Raw genomic sequence first — 24,440 nt, 5'->3', positions numbered from 1 at the left:
GCTTTCATAGGCTGACGCCAATTATATATGCGACCTTCCCCCAAGGGCAAACTATCTTCCCCGCCGCCTGCCGCGCCTAGTGTCAGGTTCTTCCAGATCGACGCCAACCATGCCGGGCAGCGCCTGGACAACTTCCTCGTGGGGGTTTGCAAGGGAGTGCCCAAAAGCCACGTCTATAAGGCTATACGCAGTGGGCAGGTGCGGGTCAACAAGGGCAGGGCGCAGGCTGAGTATCGCCTTGAAGACGGCGACCTCGTACGCATTCCTCCTATGCGTTTGCCGCAGCCCAGCCAAGCGCGTGCGGTGCCGCCTGGCCAGTTTCCCATAGTCTTTGAAGACGACGCCATGCTGGTGGTTGATAAGCCGGCCGGAGTCGCAGTGCACGGGGGCAGCGGGGTGTCGTTCGGTGTCATAGAACAACTCCGTGCGGCCCGACCCGGCGAGATGCTCGAACTGGTGCATAGGCTGGATCGTGAAACTTCGGGGCTGTTGATGGTGGCCAAGCAGCGTAAGGCGCTGGTGGCTTTGCACCAACTGATGCGGGAAAGTGGTGGTCGCAAAATGTATCAGGCGCTGGTGGTGGGTGATTGGGTCAACGACAGGCAGCACCTGCGCCAGCCTTTGTTCAAGTGGCTCACGCCGTCAGGTGAGCGCCGCGTTCGGGTCGACCCCGAAGGTAAGCCCGCGCACACTATTGTTACCCTGCTTGAGCGCTTTGGTGATTATTCGTTGGTGCAGGCGGAGCTGCGCACTGGCCGCACGCACCAGATCCGGGTGCATCTTGCCTCTAGCGGCTTTCCTATAGTGGGCGACGAAAAATATGGCCCTGATGCCGTGCGGGCCGAGTTCTCCGCCCGAGGGTTCAAGCGTATGTTTTTGCATGCCGGCAGGCTGGAAATCCCACATCCTCTCACCGGCGCGCCGCTCACATTCGAAGCGCCCTTGCCCGAAGCGTGTCGTCGACTTCTCGAAGATTTGCGCGCACGCGCTTAAGAGCGCCATGGAAAAGACGTTTTATGTCTAGGGCAGGCTTTTCAGAATGCCCAGTGTTTCGGCGTCGGCAATACCGTTGAATAAGAAAGGCCTGTAGTGCATTTGGAAAGCCCTTACGACATTGCGGGTAGCGTCATCCCATACCCCGCTGCGCGGCACTTCGTAGCCTACCCGCGCTAGTTGTTCTTGCGTCCATGAGGCGTCCGGTAAGCCATTGCGCTCAAAATCCGCCTTGTGCTGCGCGGCCAGTTGCTCGTCATACCAGCGGCCCAGGCCGTCCTGGGCGAGTTTTTTCCAGGGAAACAAAGGGCCGGGGTCTACCTTGCGTTGGGGGGAGATGTCGCTGTGCCCCACAATATTGTGAGGAGCGATGTCATGCCGTTGCGCGATGTCCTTCAGCAGCAGGCCCAAGGCTTCTATCTGAGCGTCAGAGTAAGCGGCCCAGTCTGTGGTTTCGCCCGAAGGGGCGTACGAGCCACCGGCATTGACGATCTCCACGCCTATTGACGAAGCATTGAGCCAGCTGCGGCCATACCACGAGCTGGCGCCGGCATGCCATGCGCGTTGATTTTCATCCACGAGCTGGTAAATGCGGGGCTCGGGATGGTCGGTGATTAAATAGTGGCTGCTGACGCGGTGGCGGGACAGCAGGGTAAGGGAGCGTTCTGTGGGGGCGGAGGTGTAATGCAGCACGATGAATTCCACCCGGCTGCTTTGGCTGACGGCCTGAATGCTGCGATCTATGGCAAGCTCGCGAGGAAGTGGCCCTGTGGCGCATGCGCTCAGCAGGGCCAGCGCAACCATGCAGGGTGGGGTCCAAGGCAGTCTCATGCCCCTATTGTAGGGCTCTGGCGCTGGGCCTGCTAGCTCGCCAAAAACAGAAAAATACTAGGTTTTTTGTTGAGGTCTGGTGGTGGCCGAGACTTCCACTGGTCTATGGTGCACGTGCGTATCCACTCTTCTGGGGTGGTCAGTGCCCGGGCAATGCATAGGCGGGTGCCGCCATGAAGTGCTTGTGTCAGGGCTTTGAACATCGGCTCGTTGCGATACGGGGTCTCGATGAATAGCTGGGTCTGGCGGTGCTTGCGTGACTCGGCCTCCCATTGCTTGAGGCGTTTGGCGCGTTCGCCGGGCTCCACCGGGGCGTAACCATGAAAGGCGAAGCGCTGGCCATCCAAGCCGCTGGCCATCAGTGCCAGCAATAAAGAGGACGGGCCCGTCCAGGGGCGCACGGGTATTCCCATGCGATGCGCTTGGGCGGCGACTAGTGCGCCAGGATCTGCAACGGCGGGGCAGCCGGCTTCGGAAACCAAGCCGATATCCTGGCCTTGCTGGGCGGCTGCCAGCCAAGAGCGGATGTCTTCGGGGCGTGTGCGCGCCTCCAGGGTGTGGATGGTGATGCTTTGCAAAGGGTGGGGTGTGCCGACTTGCTTCAGAAAGGCGCGTGCGGTTTTGGCGTTCTCGGCGATATAAATGGTCAGTCGTCTAGCCTGTTCTTGCGCGGCGACCGGTAGCCAGGTGTCGGTGGGGGAGTCGCCCAAACCCACGGGGATCAAATGCAGGGTGCCGGGTGAGCTCATGTGGCGCAGCCCTCGGTGAGCGACGCGGCCAAGGGATTAACGCCGAAACTGCGCAGCATGCGGCTAAGTGCAATAAGGGGCAAACCTATGATGGCGGTAGGGTCGTCGCTGTGCATGGCGTCCATCAGGCTGATTCCCAGGCTCTCTGCCTTGGCGCTACCTGCGGTGTCATAGGGAAGATCTAGGCTGAGATAGGTCTCGATTTCTTGATCGCTGAGTTCGCGAAAAATGCAGCGGGTGATGACGTCTTGGGCCTCAAAGCGTTGACCATCGTGTACGCACAGCGCGCTATGAAACAATACTGTCTGCCCGCTTAAGTGTCGAAGCTGAGCCACGGCTTTTTCATGAGTGCCGGGTTTTCCGATGGCCTCGCCGTTTACGGTGGCTACCTGATCGGCGCCAATCACCAGGCTGCCTGGGTGTTGCTGGGCGACTTTGCGCGCCTTGTCTACCGATAACCGCAGCGCAAGCTCGTGCGGCGTTTCTCCAGGTCGTGGGCTTTCGTCCACATCGGGGGATTGAGTGGTAAAAGGCACGTGCAGGCGCGACAAAAGTTCGGCGCGGTAGCGAGAGCTGGAGGCAAGAATAAGCGGCATGAGGTTGATTGTGGGCTTTGGCCCACAGTTTGACGTTATCTAGGGATAAGCGCTATTATCTAATGTTTTCCCGGTCTTCGCTTGGGCTACTATTATGGTGGCTTGAATTGTTGGTTTAAATTGCTGGTTCAAGCCGGCCCAACAGCTAGCAAGCAAAGATAGGGTCAGCGGCGATAAGGATCGGCGGGGGTTTATGCAAGGGCTAGACGCAGAAAAACGCTTTGTCGATGCTTTTGGGCTGGCTAGGGCGGGTCAATACCTCTCGGGCGAGCTTGCTTTGGCCGAGTTTACGCGGTTTTGCGAAGGGCTTACGCCTCAGGCGGGGCGGGTGCAGTGGCAGGTGCAGGGCGAATATAATGCGGCAGGTCAGGCTTTTTTGACTGTTCAGGCGCAAACCATTGCCGTGCTCGAATGCCAGCGTTGCCTTCGTCTTTTCGAGCAGCCCTTGCAAGTATCGAACCGGCTAGAGGTGGTGCGTAGCGACCGTTCCCTGGAAGGTGACGATGCGCCCGATGCCGTAGAACGCATAGTAGGAAGCAGTCGCTTCGACCTGCAGGCGCTCATCGAGGACGAACTCATCTTGGTTCTGCCCTATGTGCCGCGCCACGAGGTGTGTCCGTCCAAAACGGTCGAAACACCGCGGGTAGAGCCAACTGAAAACGCCAAACGGCCTTCGCCGTTTGCGGTGTTGGGAAAGCTGAAAAAGCCTTCCGCACCATAAGTATTGTTTAGGTTTATTTAATTAGCATGCGGGTATCGCGCCATAGTGTTGCGGTGTCTGCCACCAGGAGTCATCATGGCTGTTCAGCAAAACAAAAAGAGTCCGTCCAAGCGCGGCATGCATCGTTCGCACGACGGTCTGGGTACGCCTCCCACGGCCATCGAACCCACCACCGGTGAACTGCACCTGCGTCACCACATCAGCCCCAACGGTTTTTACCGTGGTCGCAAGGTCCTCAAGACCAAGAACGACGAGTAATACCGGTCCGACTGCGATCTGACTACAGATTGCGCCTTTGATGTCATTGAAACCGATCCAGATCGCCGTGGACTGCATGGGCGGCGATATCGGCCTGCCCGCTACGGTCACGGCTGCGTACCAGTTCGCGCAGCAGCACGCCGACACGCGCTTTTTGCTCGTGGGCGACGTGGCGGCCATCGAGGCTCGCTTGCGGGCCCTGGGCTGTCGAGATAGTAGCTGGTACCGCTTGGTGCCGGCCTCTGAAGTCGTGGCCATGGACGACCCGGTCGAAGTCGCTTTGCGACGCAAAAAAGACTCGTCCATGCGCGTGGCCGTGCAAGCCGTCAAAAACGGCGAAGCCAATGCTTGCGTCTCGGCGGGCAATACCGGCGCCTTAATGGCGATTTCCCGTTATGTGCTCAAGACGCTCGACGGTATAGATCGCCCGGCCATTGCGACGTCCATCCCGAATCAAAAGGGCGGCGCCACCACCGTGCTCGACCTCGGCGCCAATGTCGACTGTTCCGCCGAGCATTTGCTGCAGTTTGCCATCATGGGCGCGGCTTTGGTCACCGCCCTGTATGGGCGTGACCGTCCCAGCATCGGCTTGCTCAATATCGGCGAAGAGGTCATCAAGGGTAACGAAGTCGTTAAGCAGGCTGCGGTGCTGCTACGTCATAGCGGGCTTAACTTCTACGGTAACGTCGAGGGCGACGACATCTGTAAGGGTACGGTGGATGTCATCGTCTGTGATGGCTTTGTGGGTAATGTTGTCCTCAAATCCATAGAGGGCCTGGCTCGCATGGTCAGCAGCATGATGCATGCCGAATTCAAGCGCAATTGGCTGTCCATGGCGGCTGGTTTGGTGGCGCGTCCAGTCCTTCAACGGTTTCGCGGTCGAGTAGACAACCGTCGCTACAATGGCGCGGCATTGCTGGGTTTGAAAGGTATTGTCATCAAGAGCCACGGCTCGGCGGATGCCTATGCCTTCGGGAATGCCTTGCAGCGTGCACGTGAAGCCGTGTATAACGGCTTGCTCGAAGGTACGGCCACTGCGGTAGAACAGATTCGGCGAAGCTTATCCGCCGCAAACGTGCAAGCCGTACCGCCGGACGAAACAGTCTCTCCCCCCTCCAGCGTGCCTGGGGCCTGACGGAAGTGAATATGTCCTACGCAAAAATCATCGGGACGGGCAGTTGTTTGCCTGCTCGTGTCGTGACCAACGACGACCTGGCCGCCGAACTGGCTACGCGCGGCGTTGAAACTTCCGACGAATGGATAGTCGAACGTACGGGTATACGGCAGCGTTACATGGTCGAGCCTGGCACGACAGCGACAGACCTTGCCGCTATCGCTGCGCGTGCGGCTCTGGAAGATGCCGGTATCGAGCCGCAAGCCATTGATCTCATCATCGTGGCTACCTCTACCGCCGAATACCTCTTCCCCTCTACAGCCTGCTTGGTGCAAGCCCGACTGGGCTGCCACGGCGCAGCTGCATTCGATGTGCAAGCCGCTTGTACCGGCTTTGCCTACGCCATGGCCACCGCCGACAGTTACGTCCGTGCGGGCCGGGCGCGCAATGTCCTGGTCATCGGCTCAGAAACCTTCTCCAATATTCTCGACTGGGACGACCGCCGTACTTGCGTACTGTTTGGCGATGGCGCTGGCGCAGTCGTGTTGTCGGCCAGCGACGAGCCAGGGGTGCTTGGCGTACATTTGGGGGCCGATGGTTCCCAAGAAAAAATTCTGTACGCTGCGGGCCACGTAGCAAATGGTCAAGTTACGGGCGATCCCTTCCTGCGTATGGATGGTCAAGCTGTGTTCAAGCAGGCTGTGAATGCCTTGGCGAACTCGGCTCAAGAAGTTTGCCGCCAAGCGGGCGTTCAGCTCGAAGAGATAGACTGGATGGTGCCGCACCAGGCAAACGTGCGTATCTTGAATTTTCTGTCGCGCAAGCTGGGCATAGCGCCCGAAAAAGTTGTGATCACGTTGGACAAACACGCCAATACATCGGCGGCCAGCGTGCCTCTTGCCCTTGATGCTGCGCGTCGCGACGGTCGTATAAAGCCTGGTCAACTGGTGTTGATGCAAGGTGTGGGCGGCGGGTTCACTTGGGGCTCGGTGCTGATCCGCATGTAAGGCGGGTCGGGCTGCAACCAAGACATAAAAACAAACATGAGGAACGAGCTTTAGCATGAGTAAGATTGCATTCGTCTTTCCGGGGCAGGGGTCGCAGACTGTAGGCATGCTTGATGCCTGGCAGGAGCACCAAGGTGTGCAGGAAGGCATGGCGCGTGCTGGCCAAGCACTGGGCCAGGATCTTTCTGGTTTGATTGCTCAAGGGCCTGCCGAAGAGTTGAATCTGACGCTCAATACTCAGCCGGCGATGCTGGCCAGTGCCGTTGTGATGTACCAGGCATGGATAGCGGCGGGTGGTGCTGTCCCCGTCATGGTGGCTGGCCACAGCCTGGGCGAATATTCTGCGTTGGTGGCGGCGGGTTCGCTTACCCTTGAAGATGCGGTTCGCTTGGTGCGCATACGCGCCGATGCGATGCAGCGTGCTGTGCCGGTGGGGCAGGGTGGCATGGCTGCCGTCCTGGGCCTTGACGACGACGCCGTGCGCGAGGTTTGCGCCCAGGCTGCGCAGGGGGAAATCGTCGAAGCCGTTAATTACAATGCTCCGGCTCAGGTAGTGATTGCGGGCCATCAGGCTGCTGTAGCGCGTGCCTGCGAACTCGCCAAGGCTGCTGGTGCCAAGCGTGCCCTGATGCTGCCGGTTTCCGCACCTTTTCATTCCAGCTTGCTCAAGCCGGCTGCGCAGGTGTTGGCTGAGGCCTTGGCGCAAACCGACGTGCGCGCGCCTACCGTTACATTAGTGAATAACGTTGATGTTGCTTGCCCAACCGAGCCCGCACAGATACGCGATGCCTTGGTTCGCCAAGCATGGCATCCCGTGCGTTGGGTCGAAACCATACAGTTCATGAAATCCGCAGGTGTCACGCATGTGGTTGAATGCGGGCCCGGCAAGGTGTTGAGTGGTCTGGTCAAACGCATAGACCGTGATCTCCAGGTGTTGTCCATTTCCGATCCCGCCTCGCTCGACCAGACGATTGCGGCCTTAAGGGGGTAAGCAAAGTGAAAGATCAAGAACTGCAGGGCAAATTGGCCCTTGTCACCGGCGCGACTCGCGGCTTGGGTAAAGCCATTGCGCACGAGTTGGCCACACGTGGCGCGGTGGTGGTCGGCACCGCTACCAGCGAGGCCGGCGCGCAAAGTATTAGCGAAGCCCTGGCGCCTTTCAATGGGCGCGGTGTCGTACTGAACGTAGGTGATGCCGCTGCTTGTGAAGCGCTGGTCGCTGAGCTGGCCAAAGAAGACGGCGGCCCCCATATTCTCGTCAATAATGCAGGCATTACGCGCGATATGCTTGCCATGCGCATGAAGGACGATGATTGGGCCGACGTGATCGATATCAACCTATCGTCGGTTTTCCGCTTGTCTCGTGCTGTCATGAAGAGCATGATGAAGGCACGTTGGGGGCGCATTATCAATATCACCTCCATCGTTGGTTCTAGCGGCAACCCGGGTCAAGCTAACTATGCAGCGGCCAAAGCCGGCGTGGCGGGTATGTCTCGCGCGCTGGCGCGCGAGCTGGGCAGCCGCGGCATCACGGTAAACTGCGTGGCGCCCGGGTTTATCGAAACCGACATGACGCGTGCCCTGAGCGAAGCTCAGGCGGCGGCGTTGCTGACACAAATTCCGCTGGGTCGTCTGGGTTCGCCCGCTGACGTAGCCTACGCCGTGGCGTTTTTGGCCAGTCCGCAAGCTGCCTACGTCACAGGAACCACTGTGCATGTCAACGGAGGCATGTACATGTAGTATGCGTGCCAGGCGCTTTTGCATGCCCGAACCGCTTAGCGATTTCGGAACGAGCAAGTCAAAGCGCCCGACACGTTCTAAAATCGAACAGGGTAAAATCTGTTCACTTTGAAGTGTTACCACTGGACACAGCATTTGTTTGCTGCAAAATGTCAGGCTATACGGAAACACGTTTTTTTGTCATGGTCGGTATCCCCTTCTTCCGACCATTTGGCTATAATTCGCGGGATTTTTTTCCCAATTGGAGATCTGCATGGAAAGCATCGAACAGCGCGTCAAGAAGATCGTCGCTGAACAACTTGGCGTTAACGAAGCCGAGATCAAGAACGAATCTTCTTTTCTTGACGACCTCGGTGCCGATTCACTCGACATGGTCGAACTCGTGATGGCACTTGAAGACGAATTCGAAACCGAAATCCCCGATGAAGAAGCCGAGAAGATCACTACGGTCCAACAGGCGATGGACTACATCAACTCGCACAATAAGTAATTGGTACAAGGCTGCGGCCATAGGCTGGCAAGTCCAGCCGGCTTAGCCATGGCGGTTTCCAAAGCAAGGCTCCGAGTCTGAGTCGCTATCGTCGGCAGGCTTTCAGCCTGTTATAAAGCACGATGACATGTCAGTCTCCTGCCTGGGCAAGGCGTCCGGGCCATGCTGGGTTCTTTGCTTATCGAGCCGCCTTTTTTACATTTCGGGAGTCAATCTGTGAAGCGACGTGTCGTCATAACCGGTCTGGGCATTATTTCGCCCGTAGGCAATAACATACAAACCGCTTGGGACAACATTGTCAATGGTCGTTCCGGTGTCGGTACGATTACGCGTTTCGACGCCTCAGTTTTGACTGCGCAGATTGCCGCCGAAGTCAAAGACTTCGACGTTTTGCAGTATTTGCCCGCAAAAGAAGTCAAGCAAATGGATACCTTTATCCATTATGGTATTGCGGCGGGTATACAGGCTTGGCAAGATGCCGGCCTGGATGTCCAACAATGCGACGCTGAGCGCATGGGTGTGATTGTAGGCTCTGGTATTGGTGGGCTACCTCGCATCGAAGAAACTCAGATCGAATTTTCCGAGCGCGGTCCGCGGCGTATTTCGCCTTTCTTCGTACCGGCTTCGCTCATCAACCTGATCTCAGGGCAATTGTCCATACGCCTGGGCCTTAAAGGCCCCAGCTATGCAGTGGTGTCTGCGTGTACCACGGGCTTGCACTCCATCGGTGATGCCGCGCGTCTTATTTCATACGGCGATGCCGACGTCATGCTGGCCGGCGGTGCCGAGTCTACGGTTTCCCCGCTGGGTATTGGCGGCTTTGCCGCCATGCGGGCCTTGTCTACACGCAATGATGATCCCACAACAGCTTCGCGCCCTTGGGACATCGATCGTGACGGCTTTGTGCTGGGCGAGGGGGCTGGTGTCTTGGTGCTCGAAGAATACGAGCATGCTCGTAAACGCGGCGCGCGCATTTACGGCGAGTTCTGCGGCTATGGCATGAGCTCCGATGCCCACCACATTACCTCGCCCGACCGCGATGGTCCCCGCCGCGGTATTGAAATGGCTTTGCGCGACGGCGGTATCAACCCCAGCGAAGTCAATTATGTCAATGCTCACGGTACGTCTACGCCTTTGGGCGACAAAAACGAAACCGAGGCCTTGAAGTTGGCATTCGGCGATCACGCCAGCAAATTGGTGGTCAACTCCACCAAGTCCATGACCGGGCATTTGCTGGGCGCGGCAGGGGGTATCGAAGCCGTGTTCACCACATTGGCGGTGCATCATCAGGTTTCGCCTCCCACTATCAACATCTTCAACCAGGATCCCGAGTGCGATCTTGACTACTGCGCCAACGAAGCCCGTGATCTCAAGATCGACGTGGCGCTGTCGAATTCCTTTGGGTTCGGCGGGACCAACGGGTCCATGCTGGTCCGCCGGCTCTAAGGTAAGCCCGTTGCCGCAGGCAGTCGGAACCCTTTGGAGCCTGCGCAGGCCTTTGCATGTGCAGGCACTCGTTACGGTCTCCCTCTTTGTTATTTTGGCAGGCTTGGCTTGGGTGCTGCCCTTGCTGGCCCTTGCTCTAGTGGCTTTGTTGTGGTGTACACGCCACCACGCACGCAATGGTTTGTTTAACCCCTCGGACGTGCTGCAAGTAGGGGGCTCACAATGGTGTCTGTTCGACGCCGGCGGTAATCTTAAGCTGGCCAATGGCCACGCCCTGCATTTATGGAATGGGCCAGCTTGGAAGGTGTTACGCTTACAAGGCGTATCGCCTGAAGGCAAGCTTATGCGCTACGACGCTACATTATGGCGGGCCAGCGCAAGCCCTCAGGCGTGGCGTCAGCTGCATGACCTTACCGCGCGCTTGGCTGCGCAGGCTTCCATCATCAAAGGGGCGCCATGACGGAACGCGATGTCGACGCCGAACTTGTCGCCCGTGTCCAAAAAGGTGACAAACGAGCCTTCGATCTATTGGTCATCAAGTACCAACGCAAGATCATGAGGCTGCTGTCGCGCATGATACGCGACCCTGGCGAAATCGAAGATGTGGCACAAGAAGCCTTTATCAAGGCTTACCGAGCCCTGCCTCAATTCAGGGGCGAAAGCGCCTTTTACACTTGGTTATATCGCATAGCGGTTAACACTGCTCGCAACTGGCAAGCGGCGCAAGCCAGGCGCCCAAGTGTATCCGACACTGTCGAAACAGAAGATGGTGAAACTTTTAGCCAGATTGACAACCTAAGTGATATCAGCACGCCGGAGTCGCAACTGGCCAGTCGCCAGATCGTTGAAACGGTCAATGCCGCCATTCAGGCGTTGCCCGAAGAGTTGCGTACCGCCATCGTGCTTCGTGAAATCGAAGGCATGAGTTATGAAGATATTGCCCAGACCATGGATTGTCCCATCGGTACGGTGCGTTCACGCATATTCCGCGCTCGCGAGGCGATTGCCACGCAGTTACGCCCAGTGCTGGATAGCAATGCCGATCGCCGATGGTAAGGAGTGTTGAATGACACAAGAGGCTGTTAAACCAAACATATCTGACGAAGTCTGGGAAAGCACCTTGTCTGCCTGGATGGATGGGCAAGAAGAAATGCGTACGGAAGACCTCGACACCCCTTACGGGCGGCAGGTCTGGGACACCTATCATATGATCGGTGATGCCCTGCGCAGCGAAGAGCTTGCTTTCCGGCCCACCGACCTTTTCTATGCCCGCCTTTCCCGCGCCATCGATGCCGAGCCGCCCGTGGTGGTCGCCCAGCATAAGGTGTTTACGCGCTCGCGCTTAGGCTGGTCTGGGGCGGCAGTGGCTGCGGCTGTGGCCACGGTGGTGTGGGTTGCCATGCCTTATCTGTCCGGCGAAGTGTCGCCGGGTGTCTCCGAACCCGTCATGGCTTCGTCCGACGATTCCGGCTTTTACACCTATGTTGATGCGCATCGGCAGTTCGCCGGCGGCAGCCCCATACGTCAGGTGTCGCTGGATGTCGGGGTCTCCCATTGAGGTGCGGCGCATGAGTCGCATGCTTGGGGTTGGCTTGTCTTCCGTTCGTAAAGTCGCGCCTGTTTGGGGTGGCACCGGTAAATGGATGTTGGTGTTTGCCTTGGCTTTGCCCGTGCTGGCGCAGGCCCAGGTAACTGAAGATGACGGTTGGCAAAGGCTTCAGAAGGTTCAGCAGGCCGCGCGCCAAGTTGACTACGCGGGCGTATTTACCTGGCAGCAGGGGGCTACGCTACAGTCTTCACGCATCACCCATATCGTAGATGGAACCGGCGAGCGCGAAAGAGTCGAAGTGCTGGACGGCGCGGCGCGTGAGTTCATCAGGCATAACGATGTCGTGCAATGTCTGGTGCCCGAGAAAAACCTGGTGCTTGTCGAAGAGCAACGCATACAGCGGTTTCCCAGCCTTATGCTGGATCAGGAAGAAGTTCTGCAAGATCGCTACGAGTTATCGATAGGCCCCAGCGACCAGCGTGTGGCGGGTCGCAGTTGCATGCTTATCGATATTCGGCCTAAAGATACTTTGCGTTATGGTCAGCGTCTTTGCATAGACGAAAAAACGGACCTCTTGCTCAAGGCGCAAACCTTGGACGAATTCGGTAAGGTTATTGATCAGGTGGCTTTCACCTCGATTCAATTTGACGGAGCCGTCCAGGCCGAGCAGCTTAAACCGGCCTGGGACATCTCTACCTGGAAAGTCGTACAAACCGCCGGCGAACCTGTTCAGGCTGACGCTTTAGGTTGGCGCATCACACCGCCCTCGGGTTTCCGGTACGTAGCGCAGATGGCTCGTCCTACAAGGGCGGGGCAGCCGGTCACCCACTTGGTTCTCACCGATGGTCTGGCAGCTATTTCAATTTTTATTGAGCCTGTTTCTGAACGTTCTGGCGGACAGCCTGTCCAATCTCGCAGTGCCGGTGCCATGAGCATTCGCGGTCTGCGTGTGGCAGATTATTGGCTCACGCTGGTGGGCGAAGTACCGCTTGGAACGCTCGAAACTTTGGCGGGGCAAATAGAATATGTGCCCCCTGTCGGCGCAAGTAAATAGAAATTCCTTACTTCCAGGAGTAAAAAAACATGCTGGCTACACAACAAGAAAGTGGTAGAAAAATGCGGCAATGGTTGGCGATTGCTTCCATGTCGTTGGCCTTTGCCGGTGGCGTTCTGCCTGCGGCTCAAGCACAGGTCGCTACCGCCCAACCTTCGGCAGCGCTGCCCGATTTTACCGAGATCGTTGCGCGTACGGAAGGTTCCGTCGTTAACATCAGAACCACCGAAACCGTCGCGGTTCGTCCCTCGGGCTTTGGGCCTGGCGGCGGCTCTGATCCCTACGAAATGTTCCGTTGGTTTTTCGGGCCTGAATTCTCGCCTCCCGGCGCGCCAGGCGCCCCCGGGCCTCAGCGTCGGGGTGAAACGCCTCAGCAGCCCCAAGAACGCACCGTTCCGCGTGGCGTAGGGTCGGGTTTTGCGATCTCGGCAGATGGCTACATTCTTACCAACAACCACGTGGTTGACGGCGCCAACGAAATCTTCGTCACCATGACGGACGGCACGGAATTCAATGCGGAAGTCGTGGGTACGGACCCGCGTACCGACATTGCCTTGCTCAAGGTAGATGCGAAAGACCTTACCCCCTTACCCATAGGTGATTCTCATCAGCTCAAGAAGGGCCAATGGGTCTTGGCAATCGGTTCGCCTTTTGGTTTGGACTCTACCGTCACTGCGGGCATTATCAGTGCCATTAATCGCGAGACGGGCGATTACCTGCCCTTCATTCAAACCGATGTCGCCGTCAACCCTGGTAACTCGGGTGGGCCTTTGCTTAACCTGGCCGGCCAGGTGGTGGGCGTGAACTCCCAGATCGTGTCGCGCAGCGGCGGGTTCATGGGTATTTCTTTGGCTATTCCCATCGACGAAGCCATGCGTGTGGTAGAGCAGCTCAAAGAGCACGGCAAAGTGACTCGCGGTCGCATCGGTGTGCAAATCGGTGAAGTCTCCGACGAAGTGGCTAAGGCTATCGGTTTGGGCAAAGCTCGTGGCGCCATGGTTTCCCATGTCGAGAAAGGGGGGCCCGCAGCGTCGGCAGGCGTGATGCCAGGTGACGTCATTACCAGTTTCAACGGCACCGACATCAAGCAATGGGCCGACCTGCCACGTATTGTGGGCGAAACCAAGCCAGATACCGCGGCAACACTGGAAGTCTGGCGCAAGGGTAAGGCCGTCAAGCTGAAAGTGACGGTAGGCGAGATGCCCAGCGAAGCCACGCAAACCGCACAGCGTGAAGGCCCCGTAGCCGAACCCGAGAAAACCGACGTATTGGGCTTGGCGGTTGCCGATGTGCCCGAGCAAGCCCGTAAAGAACTGGGCATCAAGGGCGGTGTTCAAGTTCGCGACGTACGGGCACCTGCCAATGCCGCAGGGCTCCAGCCTGGCGACATCATTCTTACCGTAGGCGACACTGACATTACCGATGCAAAGCAGTTCGCCAAGGTGGTCAGTGGGCTCGACGCTTCCAGCAAAGCAGCGCTGCTGGTGCTCAGCGATGGGCAGACGCGTTGGGTCTTGGTGCAGCCCAAGGCGAAATAAGCCCCGGAAACGGCTAAAATGCCGTAGACGGCAATAAGGCCCGCTTTATGCTGGCCCCGGAGGAGCGCTGCCGGCGCTCCTCTTTTTATGTATCTCCCTCAGGGCGCCGTCTCCCGAGCAGGGGCTTTTCCGCTCATATATGGATCACATCCGCAATTTTTCCATCATCGCCCACATCGACCACGGTAAATCCACATTGGCGGATCGGCTTATCCAGACCTGTGGTGGTCTGGAAGCTCGCGAAATGTCCCAACAAGTGCTTGACTCTATGGATATCGAGCGCGAGCGGGGTATTACCATCAAAGCCCAAACGGCTGCGCTATCGTACAAGGCCCAAGACGGCCAGGTCTATCAGCTCAACCTCATCGACACCCCGGGTCACGTCGACTTCTCTTACGAAGTCAGTCGCTCGCTTTCTGCCTGCGAAGGCGCACTGCTGGTGGTGGACGCCTCTCAAGGCGTAGAAGCCCAAACGGTGGCCAACTGCTATACCGCTATCGAACTCGGGGTCGAGGTGGTGCCCGTCTTGAACAAGATGGACCTTCCTTCCGCCGACCCAGAAGCTGCCGCCCAAGAGGTCGAAGACGTTATCGGCATTGATGCCAGCAACGCCATTCCCGCCAGTGCCAAAACAGGCATGGGGGTGGTCGAGATCCTCGAAGCCGTGGTAGCGCGTATACCACCCCCTACGGGCACAGTAGATGCACCCTTGCAAGCCCTGATCATCGACTCGTGGTTTGATAACTACGTGGGTGTGGTCATGCTGGTGCGCATCATGAATGGTGTCCTGCGCCCCAAAGAAAAAATCATGCTCATGGCCAGTGGTACCACCCACCTATGCGAGCAAATCGGGGTCTTTACGCCTAAGTCCGAGAACCGACAACAGTTGTCGGCCGGCGAGGTGGGCTTTGTCATCACAGGTATCAAAGAGCTTGAGCATGCCAAGGTGGGCGACACCATTACTTTGGCGGGCAAGCCTGCACCCGAGGCCTTGCCAGGCTTCAAAGAGGTTAAGCCGCAAGTGTTTGCCGGTCTTTATCCGGTCGAAAGCAGCGAATACGATCAACTGCGCGATGCGCTCGAAAAGCTCAAGCTGAACGACGCGTCGCTGATGTTCGAGCCCGAAGTCTCACAGGCGCTGGGTTTTGGGTTCCGATGCGGCTTTTTGGGCCTCTTGCACATGGAAATCGTGCAAGAGCGCTTAGAGCGCGAATTCGACATGGACATCATCACCACCGCACCGTCGGTGGTGTACGAAGTCGAAAAACGCGACGGTAGCGTCTCCTTCATCGAAAGCCCCTCGCGCATGCCCGAAGTCGGTGCCATTACCGAAGTGCGCGAGCCCATCGTCATCGTCAGTTTGCTGATGCCCCAAGAGTACGTGGGGGCTGTCATGTCTCTGTGCACCACCAAGCGCGGCGTGCAGCAGAACATGGTGTACCATGGCCGCCAGGTCAATCTGGTCTACGAAATGCCCTTGGCCGAAATCGTTCTCGACTTCTTCGACAAGCTTAAGTCCGTCTCGCGTGGCTATGCCTCCATGGACTACGAGTTCAAGGCTTATCAGCCTTCCGACGTGGTCAAGGTAGACATCCTCATCAATGGTGATCGAGTCGACGCACTGTCCATGATTGTGCACCGCAGTAACGCTCGTTACCGTGGGCGCGAGGTGGTCAGCAAGATGCGTGGCCTGATTCCACGCCAGATGTTCGACATCGCCATTCAAGCCGCTATTGGCGCCGAAATCGTTGCGCGCGAAACGGTTAAGGCATTGCGCAAGAACGTCTTGGCCAAGTGCTATGGCGGCGATATTTCGCGCAAGAAAAAGCTACTCGAAAAGCAAAAGGCCGGCAAGAAGCGCATGAAGCAAGTCGGTAACGTCGAGATTCCGCAAGAGGCCTTCCTGGCTATCTTGCAGGTCGAGGACAAATAACAAACGGTCAGCGTAACGACAAGGTCGGGAGTCATGAACTGGGATTTCGCGTTGCTATTATTCATCCTGTTGGTGCTAACCGGCGCCATCAGCCTGTTGGAGTGGGGCTTTTTGCGCCCGCGTCGGCGTCGTCGTGCCGAAGCGCAAATGGCGGTGTACGACGCCAACCCTACGGGTATAGGCTCTGTTGAAGCGGCGCGCTTGCGGCGTGAAGCTTACGAGCAAGCACACCGTGTGCCCGGCTGGATAGAGTTCTGCGTAGGCTTTTTCCCCATCATCCTGGCGGTGTTCTTGGTGCGCTCGTTTTTGGTTGAGCCTTTTCGCATCCCCTCGGGTTCCATGCTGCCCACCCTGCAAAGCGGCGATCTTATCCTGGTCAACAAGTTCCAGTATGGTATTCGCCTACCTGTAGTCGATAAAAAAATCATCGATCTAGGTGAACCCAAGCGGGGTGATGTGGTCGTGTTCCGTTACCCCGTCGACCCCAAGGTAGACTACATCAAGCGTGTAGTGGGTTTGCCGGGCGACGAGGTCTTGTACCAAGGTAAAAAGCTGTTCATTAACGGCCAAGAGGTTCCTCAGCAGCGCGACGGCGACTACTACGAGCCCGATCAGTCCGTCTATGTCAGTCAATACACCGAAGAGCTGGGCGAAAAGCCCAACGACATCCTGTATAGCCGCCGGGTCGCTCAGGATTACATGCCCATCACCAACTATCCTTTCCGTGATCAGTGTGAATACTTCACGGCCGGCATACGATGCAAGGTGCCCGAAGGGCATTACTTCATGATGGGCGATAACCGCGATAACAGCCTGGACAGCCGATATTGGGGGTTTGTGCCTGATCGCAACATCGTGGGTCGGGCTTTCTTCATCTGGATGAACTTCGGTTCGCCCAGTCGCATCGGTGGGTTTAACTGATGAGCAAGCTACCGGCGCTTGAAAAGGCCCTGGGCCACACCTTCCGTGATCGGGCATTGCTTGAGCAAGCCGTTACGCATCGTAGTCACGGGGCTAAGCACAATGAACGCCTGGAGTTCCTGGGCGACTCCGTGCTTAATTTCATCGTGGCGGCCAAGCTCTACGAGCGCTTCACCAAAGTTGACGAAGGTGATCTTTCGCGCCTGCGCGCTAATTTGGTCAAGCAATCTGCCCTGGCCGACATTGCCCAAGGCCTGGATCTGTCTTCTTACCTGCGTTTGGGCGAAGGCGAGCTCAAAAGCGGTGGTTTCCGCCGTCCGTCCATCTTGGCCGACGCGCTGGAAGCCATCTTGGGAGCTGTTTTTCTGGATGCGGGCTTTGATGCCGTGCAGGCCGTCATTGCCAATCTGTACGAGCCCCTGCTGCAGCAGATAGACCCCAAGACCCAAGGCAAAGATCCTAAAACCTTGCTTCAAGAGCTGTTGCAAGGGCATAAGTTCGACCTGCCCTTGTATACCGTGGTGGCAACACATGGGGCGGCTCACAATCAAACCTTCGATGTCGAGTGCTTCATAGAGGCGCTTGATATCAAGGTCTCTGCGGGTGGCAGCAGCCGCCGTGCAGCCGAGCAATTGGCGGCTACTCAGGCTATAGAAGCCGTACGCCAGGCCTTGCCTGCCAAAAAGCGTAGCGCAAACCGTAGCCGTGCACGTAAATCGGCTCAGTTGTCCCTGCCGGTGGCAGTGGTCCAAGAGCACAAGTAATCGGTGCCGCCTGTGCCCCGCGTGGCCAGGCAAACCAGGAGAATTCTCATGAACCAACCCTTTCATTGTGGTTTTGTGGCCGTCGTAGGCCGTCCCAATGTGGGCAAGTCCACGCTGATGAACGCGTTGGTCGGCGGTAAGGTGTCGATTGTGTCGCGCAAGGCGCAGACCACGCGGCACCGTATTCATGGTGTCTACACCAACGACAGCCATCAATTCGTATTTGTGGACACCCCCGGTTTTCAGACGCGTCATGGCGGCGCCATGAATCGTATGATGAACCGCGTCGTGACCCAGGCCTTGGCCGACGTAGACGTGGTGTTGCATGTCATCGAGGCGGGTAAATGGAGCGAAGCCGATGCGCAGTTGCTACCTTTGCTACCCAAAACCCGGCCTGCCATTCTGGTGGTCAATAAAGTAGACATGGTCAAAGACAAAAGCAGCCTGTTCGCCTTTGTCGAAAAAATCATGGCTCAGCATGCTTATGCGGCTGTGGTACCCATCAGTGCCGCCAAAGGCTTCCAGCTCGATGCCTTGCGTACCGAAATCGCCCGGCATTTGCCCGAAGGCGAACCTATGTTCGAAGAGGATGCGCTTACAGATCGGCCTGTGCGCTTCATTGCGGCCGAGCTGCTACGTGAAAAAATCTTCCGCTTGGTGGGTGATGAACTGCCTTATGCTTGTACCGTTGTGATCGAGCAATGGGAAGAAACCGAGCGCGGCGTCAATATCGCGGCCTGTGTTTTGGTCGAGCGCGACAGCCATAAGCCCATTTTGCTGGGTGCGGGGGGCGGGCACATGAAACGCATTGCCACCGAAGCGCGGCAAGATATGGTCAAGCTGCTCGACAGGCCTGTGCATCTGGACGTATACGTCAAGGTACGCAAGGGTTGGTCCGAACGCGAAAGCGCCTTGCGTGAACTGGGCTACGACTGACGCATCATGAGCAGACGCGTCCACCGCGTGCACGAAGTGCCGGGCTATCTGCTGCACTCAACGGCCTGGAAAGAAACCTCCTTGATCGTGCAGGCCTTCACGCGCGAGCACGGTACCGTCGCGCTGGTGGCAAAAGGGGCTAAACGCTCGCAGTCGGTACTCAGGCCCGCCTTGTCCATTTTTCAGCCCGTGCTGCTTTCTTGGTCGGGCAGCCACGACATCAAAACCTTGATACGGGTCGAGTCTGCAGGGATACGCCCTATGGCGGGAAAAGCATGGATGTCGGCTTGGTACATGAACGAACTGCTGTTGCGCTTATTACCTCGTGAAGATGCGCACGAAACGCTGTTTGAAGCCTACGATGACGCTTTGCGTCAGCTGGCCCAAGGGGGCGCAGCGGCAGGCGCGCTGCGCCGTTTCGAATGGATACTGCTGACCGAGACGGGTTACGGCCTTGAGGGCACACCACCCGATTTCGAAGACCCGGCCCAAGCGGCTGCGCTACGCGCGCCTTTGCGAGAACGCATAGATTTTCTGCTGGCCGGTCGACCCCTAAATACACGCAAGGTGCTGATGGCCTTGCAGAGAGTCTAGACATGCAGCTGCCAAGCGTACTGGTGCTGGACACCTGCGTGCTGCTCTCTAATGTATTGCGCCGCATGTTTTTTCAGTTGGCCGCGCGTGGGGCTTTTCAGTTAGCCTGGAGCCCCATCATAGGCGACGAGTGGCAGCGTAATGCGCATCGTTTGTGGCGCACTGAACCCCAGTTATTACAGGCCCATTGGCAGGCCATGCAGCTGGCCTTTCCCCAGGCCGATATGGGAGACGTCTCGGCCGGCAAACAAGGTTTGCGTTATAGTGACCCCAAAGATTGGCATGTTATTGCCGCCGCGCGTTGCGCGCAGCTAAGGTGGCCGAACGAGACGGTTGCCGTGCTGACACGCAACGTGAAAGACTTCAGTCGTTCTGAGCTGCGCCGCTTAGGCTTGCAGCTGTGGGATCCCGACCAATGCCTGTGGCGGTATGCCCATGCAGGGTGGTCGTTACCTGCTTGGGCCCTGGATTGCCTCGCGGAGGATGCCTCGCGTGAGGGTCAAGCGTTGACGGTCGAGCAGATGCTTAAACGTGAACGCCTGTTTCGGTACGCCGCCTTCAGAAATACCGGCATACAGATAACTCAAAGCGACGCCCAGACCCGTGCAGCCATGGCGTAAGCTTAATTTGCATGGCGCTTAGGGAAAAAGCGCATCAACATGGTGCGTTTGGCTTTAGCGCTCTTGCTGCCACACGGGGGCGCCCGAGGGCGGCAGCGGGAGGTCTCTGCCGAGCATGCGTACCAGTTCGGTGGTAGAACCGACTTGCATTTTGCGCACAACATTGGCGCGGTGCACATCTACCGTTTTGGGGCTGATGCCCAGCACCTTGCCTAGTTCTTTGCTTGTCAGGCCGTCTAGCAAGCCACGCAGCACTTCGATTTCTCTTGAAGAAAGGTGTGCCAGTAGGCGACGCATGTGAACTTCGCTGCTGCGTTGCGTATGTCGTTGTAGCGCCAATCGCATGGCGCGACGTATGCTTTCCAGAAAGCTATCTGGATTGAACGGCTTTTGGACGAAATCTATTGCACCGGCTTGCATGGCATTGACAGCGGCGGGTACGTCGCCGTGAGCGGTCAAAAATACCAAAGGGATGTCGTCATGGCCGTGCGCTATCAGTTGTCGTTGTAGTTCCAGACCAGACATCTCGGGCATACGCAGGTCGAGTACGGCGCAGGCTGGGCCTTGAGCACGGCGGACTTCTGCCAGGAAGGCTTGGGCTGAGGTAAAAGCACGCGAGCGTATGCTAACTGACTCTAATAGCCATACCAACGCGTCGGTGACATCGGCTTCATCATCGACCAAGTAAACCTGAACCGTGTTCATGTTGGGTTTCCTTCTGGTGGGGCATGCCAGACAGGTATCGTGAAACGGAATTGGGCGCCGCGTTGAGCAGGAATGTGGGTTAACACGCCGCCATGCCATTCGATGATGGTGCGGCTAATCATCAGGCCCATGCCCAGGCCCGAGGCCTTGGTTGTAAAGTACGGCTCGAATAGCCGATTGGCGATGTTTGCATGTATGCCCGGTCCCGAATCACAAACGTCTATCTGAAGCATGGACGCTTCGTTGCTGCAGAGGTGGAGTTGGATGAGACGGTCGGGTACTGGAGACTCTGCCATGGCATCTATGGCGTTGATCAGCAAATTGACCAGTACCTGCTGAATTTCGACGGATCGGCAGTGAGCCGGCGGTAAGGCAATGCCGTCTTCGGGCAGCTGCAGCTGTACCTGTGTACGGCCATCGCGCAAAGGGAACTCCATCAACGCCAAGGTTTGTTGGATAAGCTTTTCGAGATGTGTGGGCTCGAAATCTGTTGCTTGGCGTGACATGAACCCGCGGACGTTACGTATGATTTGCCCGGCTTGCTCTAGGTGCAGCATCGCTTTATCCAAAGCCTGGCGTACTTCGGGCTGATGCTCGAGCGCTTCTTCGAGCCGATGGCGAATACCGCTGAGATAGCTTTGGCAGGCATTCAGGGGCTGGCCTAGCTCGTGGGCCAGCGCCGACGTCATTTGTCCCATTAGCGATAAGCGCGAGGCATGGGATAGTGCCGCTTGCTGTTCGTGCTTACGCTGCTGCTGCTGACGTTGATCGGTGACGTCGGAGAAAGTGAACACCATGCCTCGCTTGTCGCTAGCCAGGGGGGCCGCAATCACGGTGATCTGTCGCAGGCTGCCGCTGGATCTCAGCCAGCCGAACTCGAAGCGATTGACCTGTTGGCCGCCTGCCTGACCATAGGATTGCACCAGGGTTTCCAAAGAGCATGTCTGGTCGTTAGGCAGAATGACGCGTTGGCCGTCTGTTAGCAGAGCGTCTAGCTGGCGCCGGGTAGGGGCGCCCAACAACGCCTGTAAAGTGGGATTTACCTCGGCTACGCTACCCGTGCTGTCAGTCACCAGCACGCCCAGCGGAAGGTGGCGGAAAAGGGCGCGGTACTTTTCTCGGCTGTCGACTGCCAGGGCCTGAAGTTCGCGGCGCTGCTCGATTTCAGAGCGCAGAGCTTCATTGGTGCGACGCAAATTGAGGGTGCGGCGTTCGACCGTATGCTCCAGCCTTTGATTCAGGCGCCGCAGCCTGTCCTCTATCTGCCGTTTGTCATTGAGGTCTTGAACGACCCAGATAGAAGGGGAGTCGGAGTTGCCGGGAGAAAGCAGCCGCCCGGAGATCAGGCACCAGATCAGCGAACCGTCTTTGCGCGCCATTGGCCGCTCGTGGGTATAAAAGCCGTCTGGGGAAAACTCGCTCATGAACAGGCCCACGTCGTCGTAGGCGCGCTGATTGACATAAAGCTGGCGAACCGGTTGCCCTTCGAGCTCGCCGGGGCGATAGCCGAAAATTTCGGCCATGCGTGTGTTGGCCCAAAGAAAGCGCCGCTCTCGCATATAGCTGATGCCCACCACGGTGTTTTCCAGCACCAGCCAGGGCAACGCGTCTCCGGGCACCTCGGGGATGCCTGACAAGAGGCGCTGCAGCGTCGGCAGTGCAGGAGGAGACTGGGTAGGGTAAGCCATATCCCCTTGATTGTAGGCATGCGAATTCCATTACACGAGTCCTGGGAATCAGTGATTTCCCTGCGTTGCACTGCACTACGGGCTTGCTTTAGGCCCTAGGGAAACGTTCCCAATAGTGAAGACGCGGCGAGCTTTCTACCATGTGTACACAGATGAGGCGAACAGCGCATCTCACCATCACCACACAAGGAGACAGCATGCTCACTGTCGATATTGATACAGGCGGCACCATGACCGATGCGTTGGTATCGGATGGCGCTGTGCGCCTGGCCTTCAAGGTGGACACCACGCCACATGATTACACCGTGTCTTTTCTTGCCTGCCTGCAAGAGGCGGCCAAAGCAATGTCGTATGACAGCGTGGCCGAGTTCTTGCGCCGCGTCGATCTTATCCGTTGGTCGTCTACCATTACCACCAACGTATTGGGCGAGCGTCGCGGCTCCAAGGTTGGTTTGCTGGTGTCCAAGGGGCAAGAGGCCGCACTTTATGGCGAAGGGCGTTCTCCCATCATCGGGGAACTGGTAGCCGATGGCGCCGTTATAGGCTTGCCTCAAGAGCCTACGGCAGCCGATGTTCTGGCGGGGGTCAAGCAGTTGCTTGAGAACGGCGTACGCCGTATTTGCGTATGTCTGGCAGACACCTTTCCAGACAATACGGCCGAGCGTGACATCAAGCAAATCATAGAAGAGCAATATCCCGACCACATCATAGGCTCGGTGCCGGTACTGCTAGGCAGCGAGATGGCCCCCTTGCGCCATGACCAGACTCGGGCGCATTACTCGGTCATGAACGCCTATACCCATACCCAGTTGGCCAATTCGCTTTTCAAGGCCGAAGATCTGCTGCGGGACGACTACGGCTGGAACGGCCCTTTGCTGATCGGCCATACCAGCGGGGGCGTGGCGCGCATCGGTAAAACCAAGGCGGTTGACACCATAGAGTCCGGGCCGGTGTTCGGCACCTTCGGTGGTGCCTATATGGCAGGCTTGTACGGTTTCGAAAACGTGGTGTGTTTCGATGTGGGGGGTACCACTACCAAAGCCTCTATCGTGCGTAGCGGCGAGCCCGTCTTCCAGCGCGGTGGAGAGCTCATGGAGGTTCCCGTACTGACCTCATTTGCCATGTTGCGTTCTGCTGTCGTAGGCGGCGGATCCGTGGCCAGAGTCAAAAACGATGCCGTTTCTTTGGGGCCGGACAGTATGGGCGCCGCGCCCGGGCCTGCGTGCTATGGCTTGGGGGGAACGCAACCTACTCTTACCGATGCTTTGCACGTGCTGGGCTATCTGGATGGCGACAACTTTCTGGGCGGGCGGCGGCGTTTGCAGCTAGAGCGCGCCCGCCTAGCCATAGAAAAACAAATAGCCCAGCCCCTGGGCGTCTCTGTCGAACAAGCCGCTTTGGCGATCAGGGATGAGGCCGTCGCCATGATGGGCGAACTCATAGAGGGCATTTTGGCAGAGGCGGGGTTGGCAGCCAAAGACACTCCCTTGTTTGCTTTTGGCGGCAATGGCCCCATGTTCGCGGCCTTTGTCGCGCAGCGTTTGGGTATGCCGTCGGCTTACATTTTCGATCTTGGCCCAGTGTTCAGCACTTTCGGCTCCGCGATCTCCGATGTCGTGCATTGCTACGAGCAGGGCGTCGCATGCGAGTGGGGAGCTCAGGCCGAAACATTGCTGACACCTGTTATAGAGCAAATGCAGCGGCAGGCAGAGCGGGACTTGAAGGGCGAGGGGTTCGACCCCGCCAAAGCCAATCAGGTGTGGGAGCTTGATCTGCAGCTGAGCCCCGAAGAAGTCGCAACCGTGCGCATAGACACGCAAGCTACCGAGGCGGCTGCGATATTTGCAAAGCTGGACGAAGCGGTAAAGGCTCAAGGTCATGAGGGGCGCCAGGCATTGGGGTTGCGATTGTCTACGCGTTACGTAGTGGGTGCGCACGGAGCACAAGCGCGTCAAGCCCAAGCAGCCGCACCGAAACCCGAGCAGCGCGAAGCACAGTTCGTATCGGGCAAGAGGGAGGACGTGGCGGTCCATCGTTGGGAAAGCATGAATGTCGGGGACCGTGTTCAAGGGCCGGCAGTCATCAACGGTGCCACCATGACGTGCCCGGTGCCGGCAGCGTGGCAACTGAGCGTCGACGAATACGGTAACGCCAGCCTGACGCGTAGCTGAGCCTCATTCCTGGGAGACAACA

General features: G+C 57.8%; 26 protein-coding genes. 21 read left to right on the top strand and 5 right to left on the bottom strand.

The window, feature by feature from the left end; genetic code table 11:
• Positions 1 to 27: 27 nt before the first annotated feature.
• Positions 28 to 993: an RluA family pseudouridine synthase gene (locus H0484_RS01595; RefSeq protein WP_226952684.1), complete on the top strand. Its 966-nt coding sequence runs from the start codon at positions 28 to 30 to the stop codon at positions 991 to 993.
• Between the two features lie 27 nt (positions 994 to 1,020).
• Here the strand turns inward: H0484_RS01595 and H0484_RS01590 are convergent, their stop codons facing one another.
• From H0484_RS01590 to H0484_RS01580, 3 genes are read right to left on the bottom strand one after another with little or no spacing between them, the layout of a single operon-like run.
• Complete coding sequence (locus tag H0484_RS01590) at positions 1,021 to 1,797, bottom strand: N-acetylmuramoyl-L-alanine amidase (protein ID WP_226952683.1); 777 nt, start codon at positions 1,795 to 1,797, stop codon at positions 1,021 to 1,023.
• Positions 1,798 to 1,856: 59 nt separating this feature from the next.
• Positions 1,857 to 2,573 carry an SAM-dependent methyltransferase gene (locus tag H0484_RS01585; RefSeq protein ID WP_226952682.1) on the bottom strand — a complete coding sequence of 239 codons (717 nt, stop codon included), beginning with the start codon at positions 2,571 to 2,573 and terminating at the stop codon, positions 1,857 to 1,859.
• On the bottom strand, positions 2,570 to 3,169 hold the full coding sequence (locus H0484_RS01580) for a Maf family nucleotide pyrophosphatase (protein WP_226952681.1): 600 nt from the start codon (positions 3,167 to 3,169) through the stop codon (positions 2,570 to 2,572). Before H0484_RS01580 ends, H0484_RS01585 begins: the two co-directional genes overlap by 4 nt.
• Positions 3,170 to 3,362: 193 nt before the next feature.
• Between H0484_RS01580 and H0484_RS01575 the strand changes: the two genes are divergently transcribed.
• From H0484_RS01575 to H0484_RS01485, 19 genes are all read left to right on the top strand, one after another.
• On the top strand, positions 3,363 to 3,890 hold the full coding sequence (locus tag H0484_RS01575; protein ID WP_226952680.1) for a YceD family protein: 528 nt from the start codon (positions 3,363 to 3,365) through the stop codon (positions 3,888 to 3,890).
• Positions 3,891 to 3,965: 75 nt separating this feature from the next.
• On the top strand, positions 3,966 to 4,148 hold the full coding sequence (gene rpmF, locus H0484_RS01570) for a 50S ribosomal protein L32 (protein ID WP_226952679.1): 183 nt from the start codon (positions 3,966 to 3,968) through the stop codon (positions 4,146 to 4,148).
• Between the two features lie 40 nt (positions 4,149 to 4,188).
• Positions 4,189 to 5,283: a phosphate acyltransferase PlsX gene (gene plsX, locus H0484_RS01565; RefSeq protein ID WP_226952678.1), complete on the top strand. Its 1,095-nt coding sequence runs from the start codon at positions 4,189 to 4,191 to the stop codon at positions 5,281 to 5,283.
• 11 nt (positions 5,284 to 5,294) lie between these two features.
• The gene (locus H0484_RS01560) at positions 5,295 to 6,269 is read left to right on the top strand and encodes a beta-ketoacyl-ACP synthase III (protein ID WP_226952677.1); all 975 of its coding nucleotides are present in this window, start codon (positions 5,295 to 5,297) and stop codon (positions 6,267 to 6,269) included.
• Between the two features lie 55 nt (positions 6,270 to 6,324).
• Positions 6,325 to 7,260, top strand: coding sequence for an ACP S-malonyltransferase (gene fabD, locus H0484_RS01555; RefSeq protein ID WP_226952676.1), 936 nt, complete (start codon positions 6,325 to 6,327; stop codon positions 7,258 to 7,260).
• Between the two features lie 5 nt (positions 7,261 to 7,265).
• On the top strand, positions 7,266 to 8,009 hold the full coding sequence (gene fabG / locus H0484_RS01550) for a 3-oxoacyl-ACP reductase FabG (protein WP_226952675.1): 744 nt from the start codon (positions 7,266 to 7,268) through the stop codon (positions 8,007 to 8,009).
• Positions 8,010 to 8,262: 253 nt separating this feature from the next.
• Positions 8,263 to 8,499 carry an acyl carrier protein gene (gene acpP / locus H0484_RS01545; protein ID WP_226952674.1) on the top strand — a complete coding sequence of 79 codons (237 nt, stop codon included), beginning with the start codon at positions 8,263 to 8,265 and terminating at the stop codon, positions 8,497 to 8,499.
• Between the two features lie 216 nt (positions 8,500 to 8,715).
• Complete coding sequence (fabF, locus tag H0484_RS01540; protein ID WP_226952673.1) at positions 8,716 to 9,945, top strand: beta-ketoacyl-ACP synthase II; 1,230 nt, start codon at positions 8,716 to 8,718, stop codon at positions 9,943 to 9,945.
• A gap of 58 nt (positions 9,946 to 10,003) precedes the next feature.
• On the top strand, positions 10,004 to 10,405 hold the full coding sequence (locus tag H0484_RS01535) for a hypothetical protein (protein ID WP_226952672.1): 402 nt from the start codon (positions 10,004 to 10,006) through the stop codon (positions 10,403 to 10,405).
• Positions 10,402 to 11,001, top strand: coding sequence for an RNA polymerase sigma factor RpoE (rpoE, locus tag H0484_RS01530; RefSeq protein WP_226952671.1), 600 nt, complete (start codon positions 10,402 to 10,404; stop codon positions 10,999 to 11,001). The genes H0484_RS01535 and rpoE overlap by 4 nt, the downstream gene beginning before the upstream one ends.
• A 10-nt stretch (positions 11,002 to 11,011) precedes the next feature.
• On the top strand, positions 11,012 to 11,503 hold the full coding sequence (locus H0484_RS01525) for a sigma-E factor negative regulatory protein (protein ID WP_226952670.1): 492 nt from the start codon (positions 11,012 to 11,014) through the stop codon (positions 11,501 to 11,503).
• A gap of 10 nt (positions 11,504 to 11,513) precedes the next feature.
• On the top strand, positions 11,514 to 12,548 hold the full coding sequence (locus H0484_RS01520) for a MucB/RseB C-terminal domain-containing protein (RefSeq protein ID WP_226952669.1): 1,035 nt from the start codon (positions 11,514 to 11,516) through the stop codon (positions 12,546 to 12,548).
• 29 nt (positions 12,549 to 12,577) lie between these two features.
• Entirely contained in the window at positions 12,578 to 14,086 is a 1,509-nt protein-coding gene (locus tag H0484_RS01515) for a DegQ family serine endoprotease (RefSeq protein WP_390624803.1), read from the top strand.
• A 139-nt stretch (positions 14,087 to 14,225) separates the two neighbouring features.
• Positions 14,226 to 16,019 (top strand): translation elongation factor 4, encoded by a 1,794-nt coding sequence (gene lepA, locus H0484_RS01510; protein WP_226952668.1) that lies wholly within the window; start codon positions 14,226 to 14,228, stop codon positions 16,017 to 16,019.
• 33 nt (positions 16,020 to 16,052) lie between these two features.
• On the top strand, positions 16,053 to 16,940 hold the full coding sequence (gene lepB, locus H0484_RS01505; protein ID WP_226952667.1) for a signal peptidase I: 888 nt from the start codon (positions 16,053 to 16,055) through the stop codon (positions 16,938 to 16,940).
• Complete coding sequence (gene rnc, locus H0484_RS01500; protein ID WP_226952666.1) at positions 16,940 to 17,704, top strand: ribonuclease III; 765 nt, start codon at positions 16,940 to 16,942, stop codon at positions 17,702 to 17,704. Before lepB ends, rnc begins: the two co-directional genes overlap by 1 nt.
• Positions 17,705 to 17,752: 48 nt before the next feature.
• A complete protein-coding gene (gene era / locus H0484_RS01495; protein WP_226952665.1) occupies positions 17,753 to 18,640 on the top strand; it encodes a GTPase Era in 888 nt (295 codons plus the stop codon).
• A 6-nt stretch (positions 18,641 to 18,646) separates the two neighbouring features.
• Positions 18,647 to 19,234 carry a DNA repair protein RecO gene (gene recO, locus H0484_RS01490; RefSeq protein WP_226952664.1) on the top strand — a complete coding sequence of 196 codons (588 nt, stop codon included), beginning with the start codon at positions 18,647 to 18,649 and terminating at the stop codon, positions 19,232 to 19,234.
• Between the two features lie 2 nt (positions 19,235 to 19,236).
• Entirely contained in the window at positions 19,237 to 19,854 is a 618-nt protein-coding gene (locus tag H0484_RS01485) for a PIN domain-containing protein (RefSeq protein WP_226952663.1), read from the top strand.
• Between the two features lie 54 nt (positions 19,855 to 19,908).
• On the opposite strand, the gene H0484_RS01480 is transcribed toward H0484_RS01485, so the two are convergent.
• The gene (locus tag H0484_RS01480; protein WP_226952662.1) at positions 19,909 to 20,559 is read right to left on the bottom strand and encodes a response regulator transcription factor; all 651 of its coding nucleotides are present in this window, start codon (positions 20,557 to 20,559) and stop codon (positions 19,909 to 19,911) included.
• Positions 20,556 to 22,247: a PAS domain-containing sensor histidine kinase gene (locus tag H0484_RS01475; protein WP_226952661.1), complete on the bottom strand. Its 1,692-nt coding sequence runs from the start codon at positions 22,245 to 22,247 to the stop codon at positions 20,556 to 20,558. The genes H0484_RS01480 and H0484_RS01475 overlap by 4 nt, the downstream gene beginning before the upstream one ends.
• A gap of 197 nt (positions 22,248 to 22,444) precedes the next feature.
• On the opposite strand from H0484_RS01475, the gene apcA reads away from it, so the two are divergent.
• Positions 22,445 to 24,418, top strand: a complete 1,974-nt coding sequence (gene apcA, locus H0484_RS01470; protein ID WP_226952660.1) for an acetophenone carboxylase subunit alpha — start codon at positions 22,445 to 22,447, stop codon at positions 24,416 to 24,418.
• Positions 24,419 to 24,440: the final 22 nt, after the last annotated feature.

The organism is Mesopusillimonas faecipullorum (assembly GCF_020539505.1).
GTDB classification, from domain to species: domain Bacteria; phylum Pseudomonadota; class Gammaproteobacteria; order Burkholderiales; family Burkholderiaceae_B; genus Mesopusillimonas; species Mesopusillimonas faecipullorum.
Note: the sequence above shows the minus strand (reverse complement) of the source record. Positions and strands in the feature narration are given on the sequence as shown.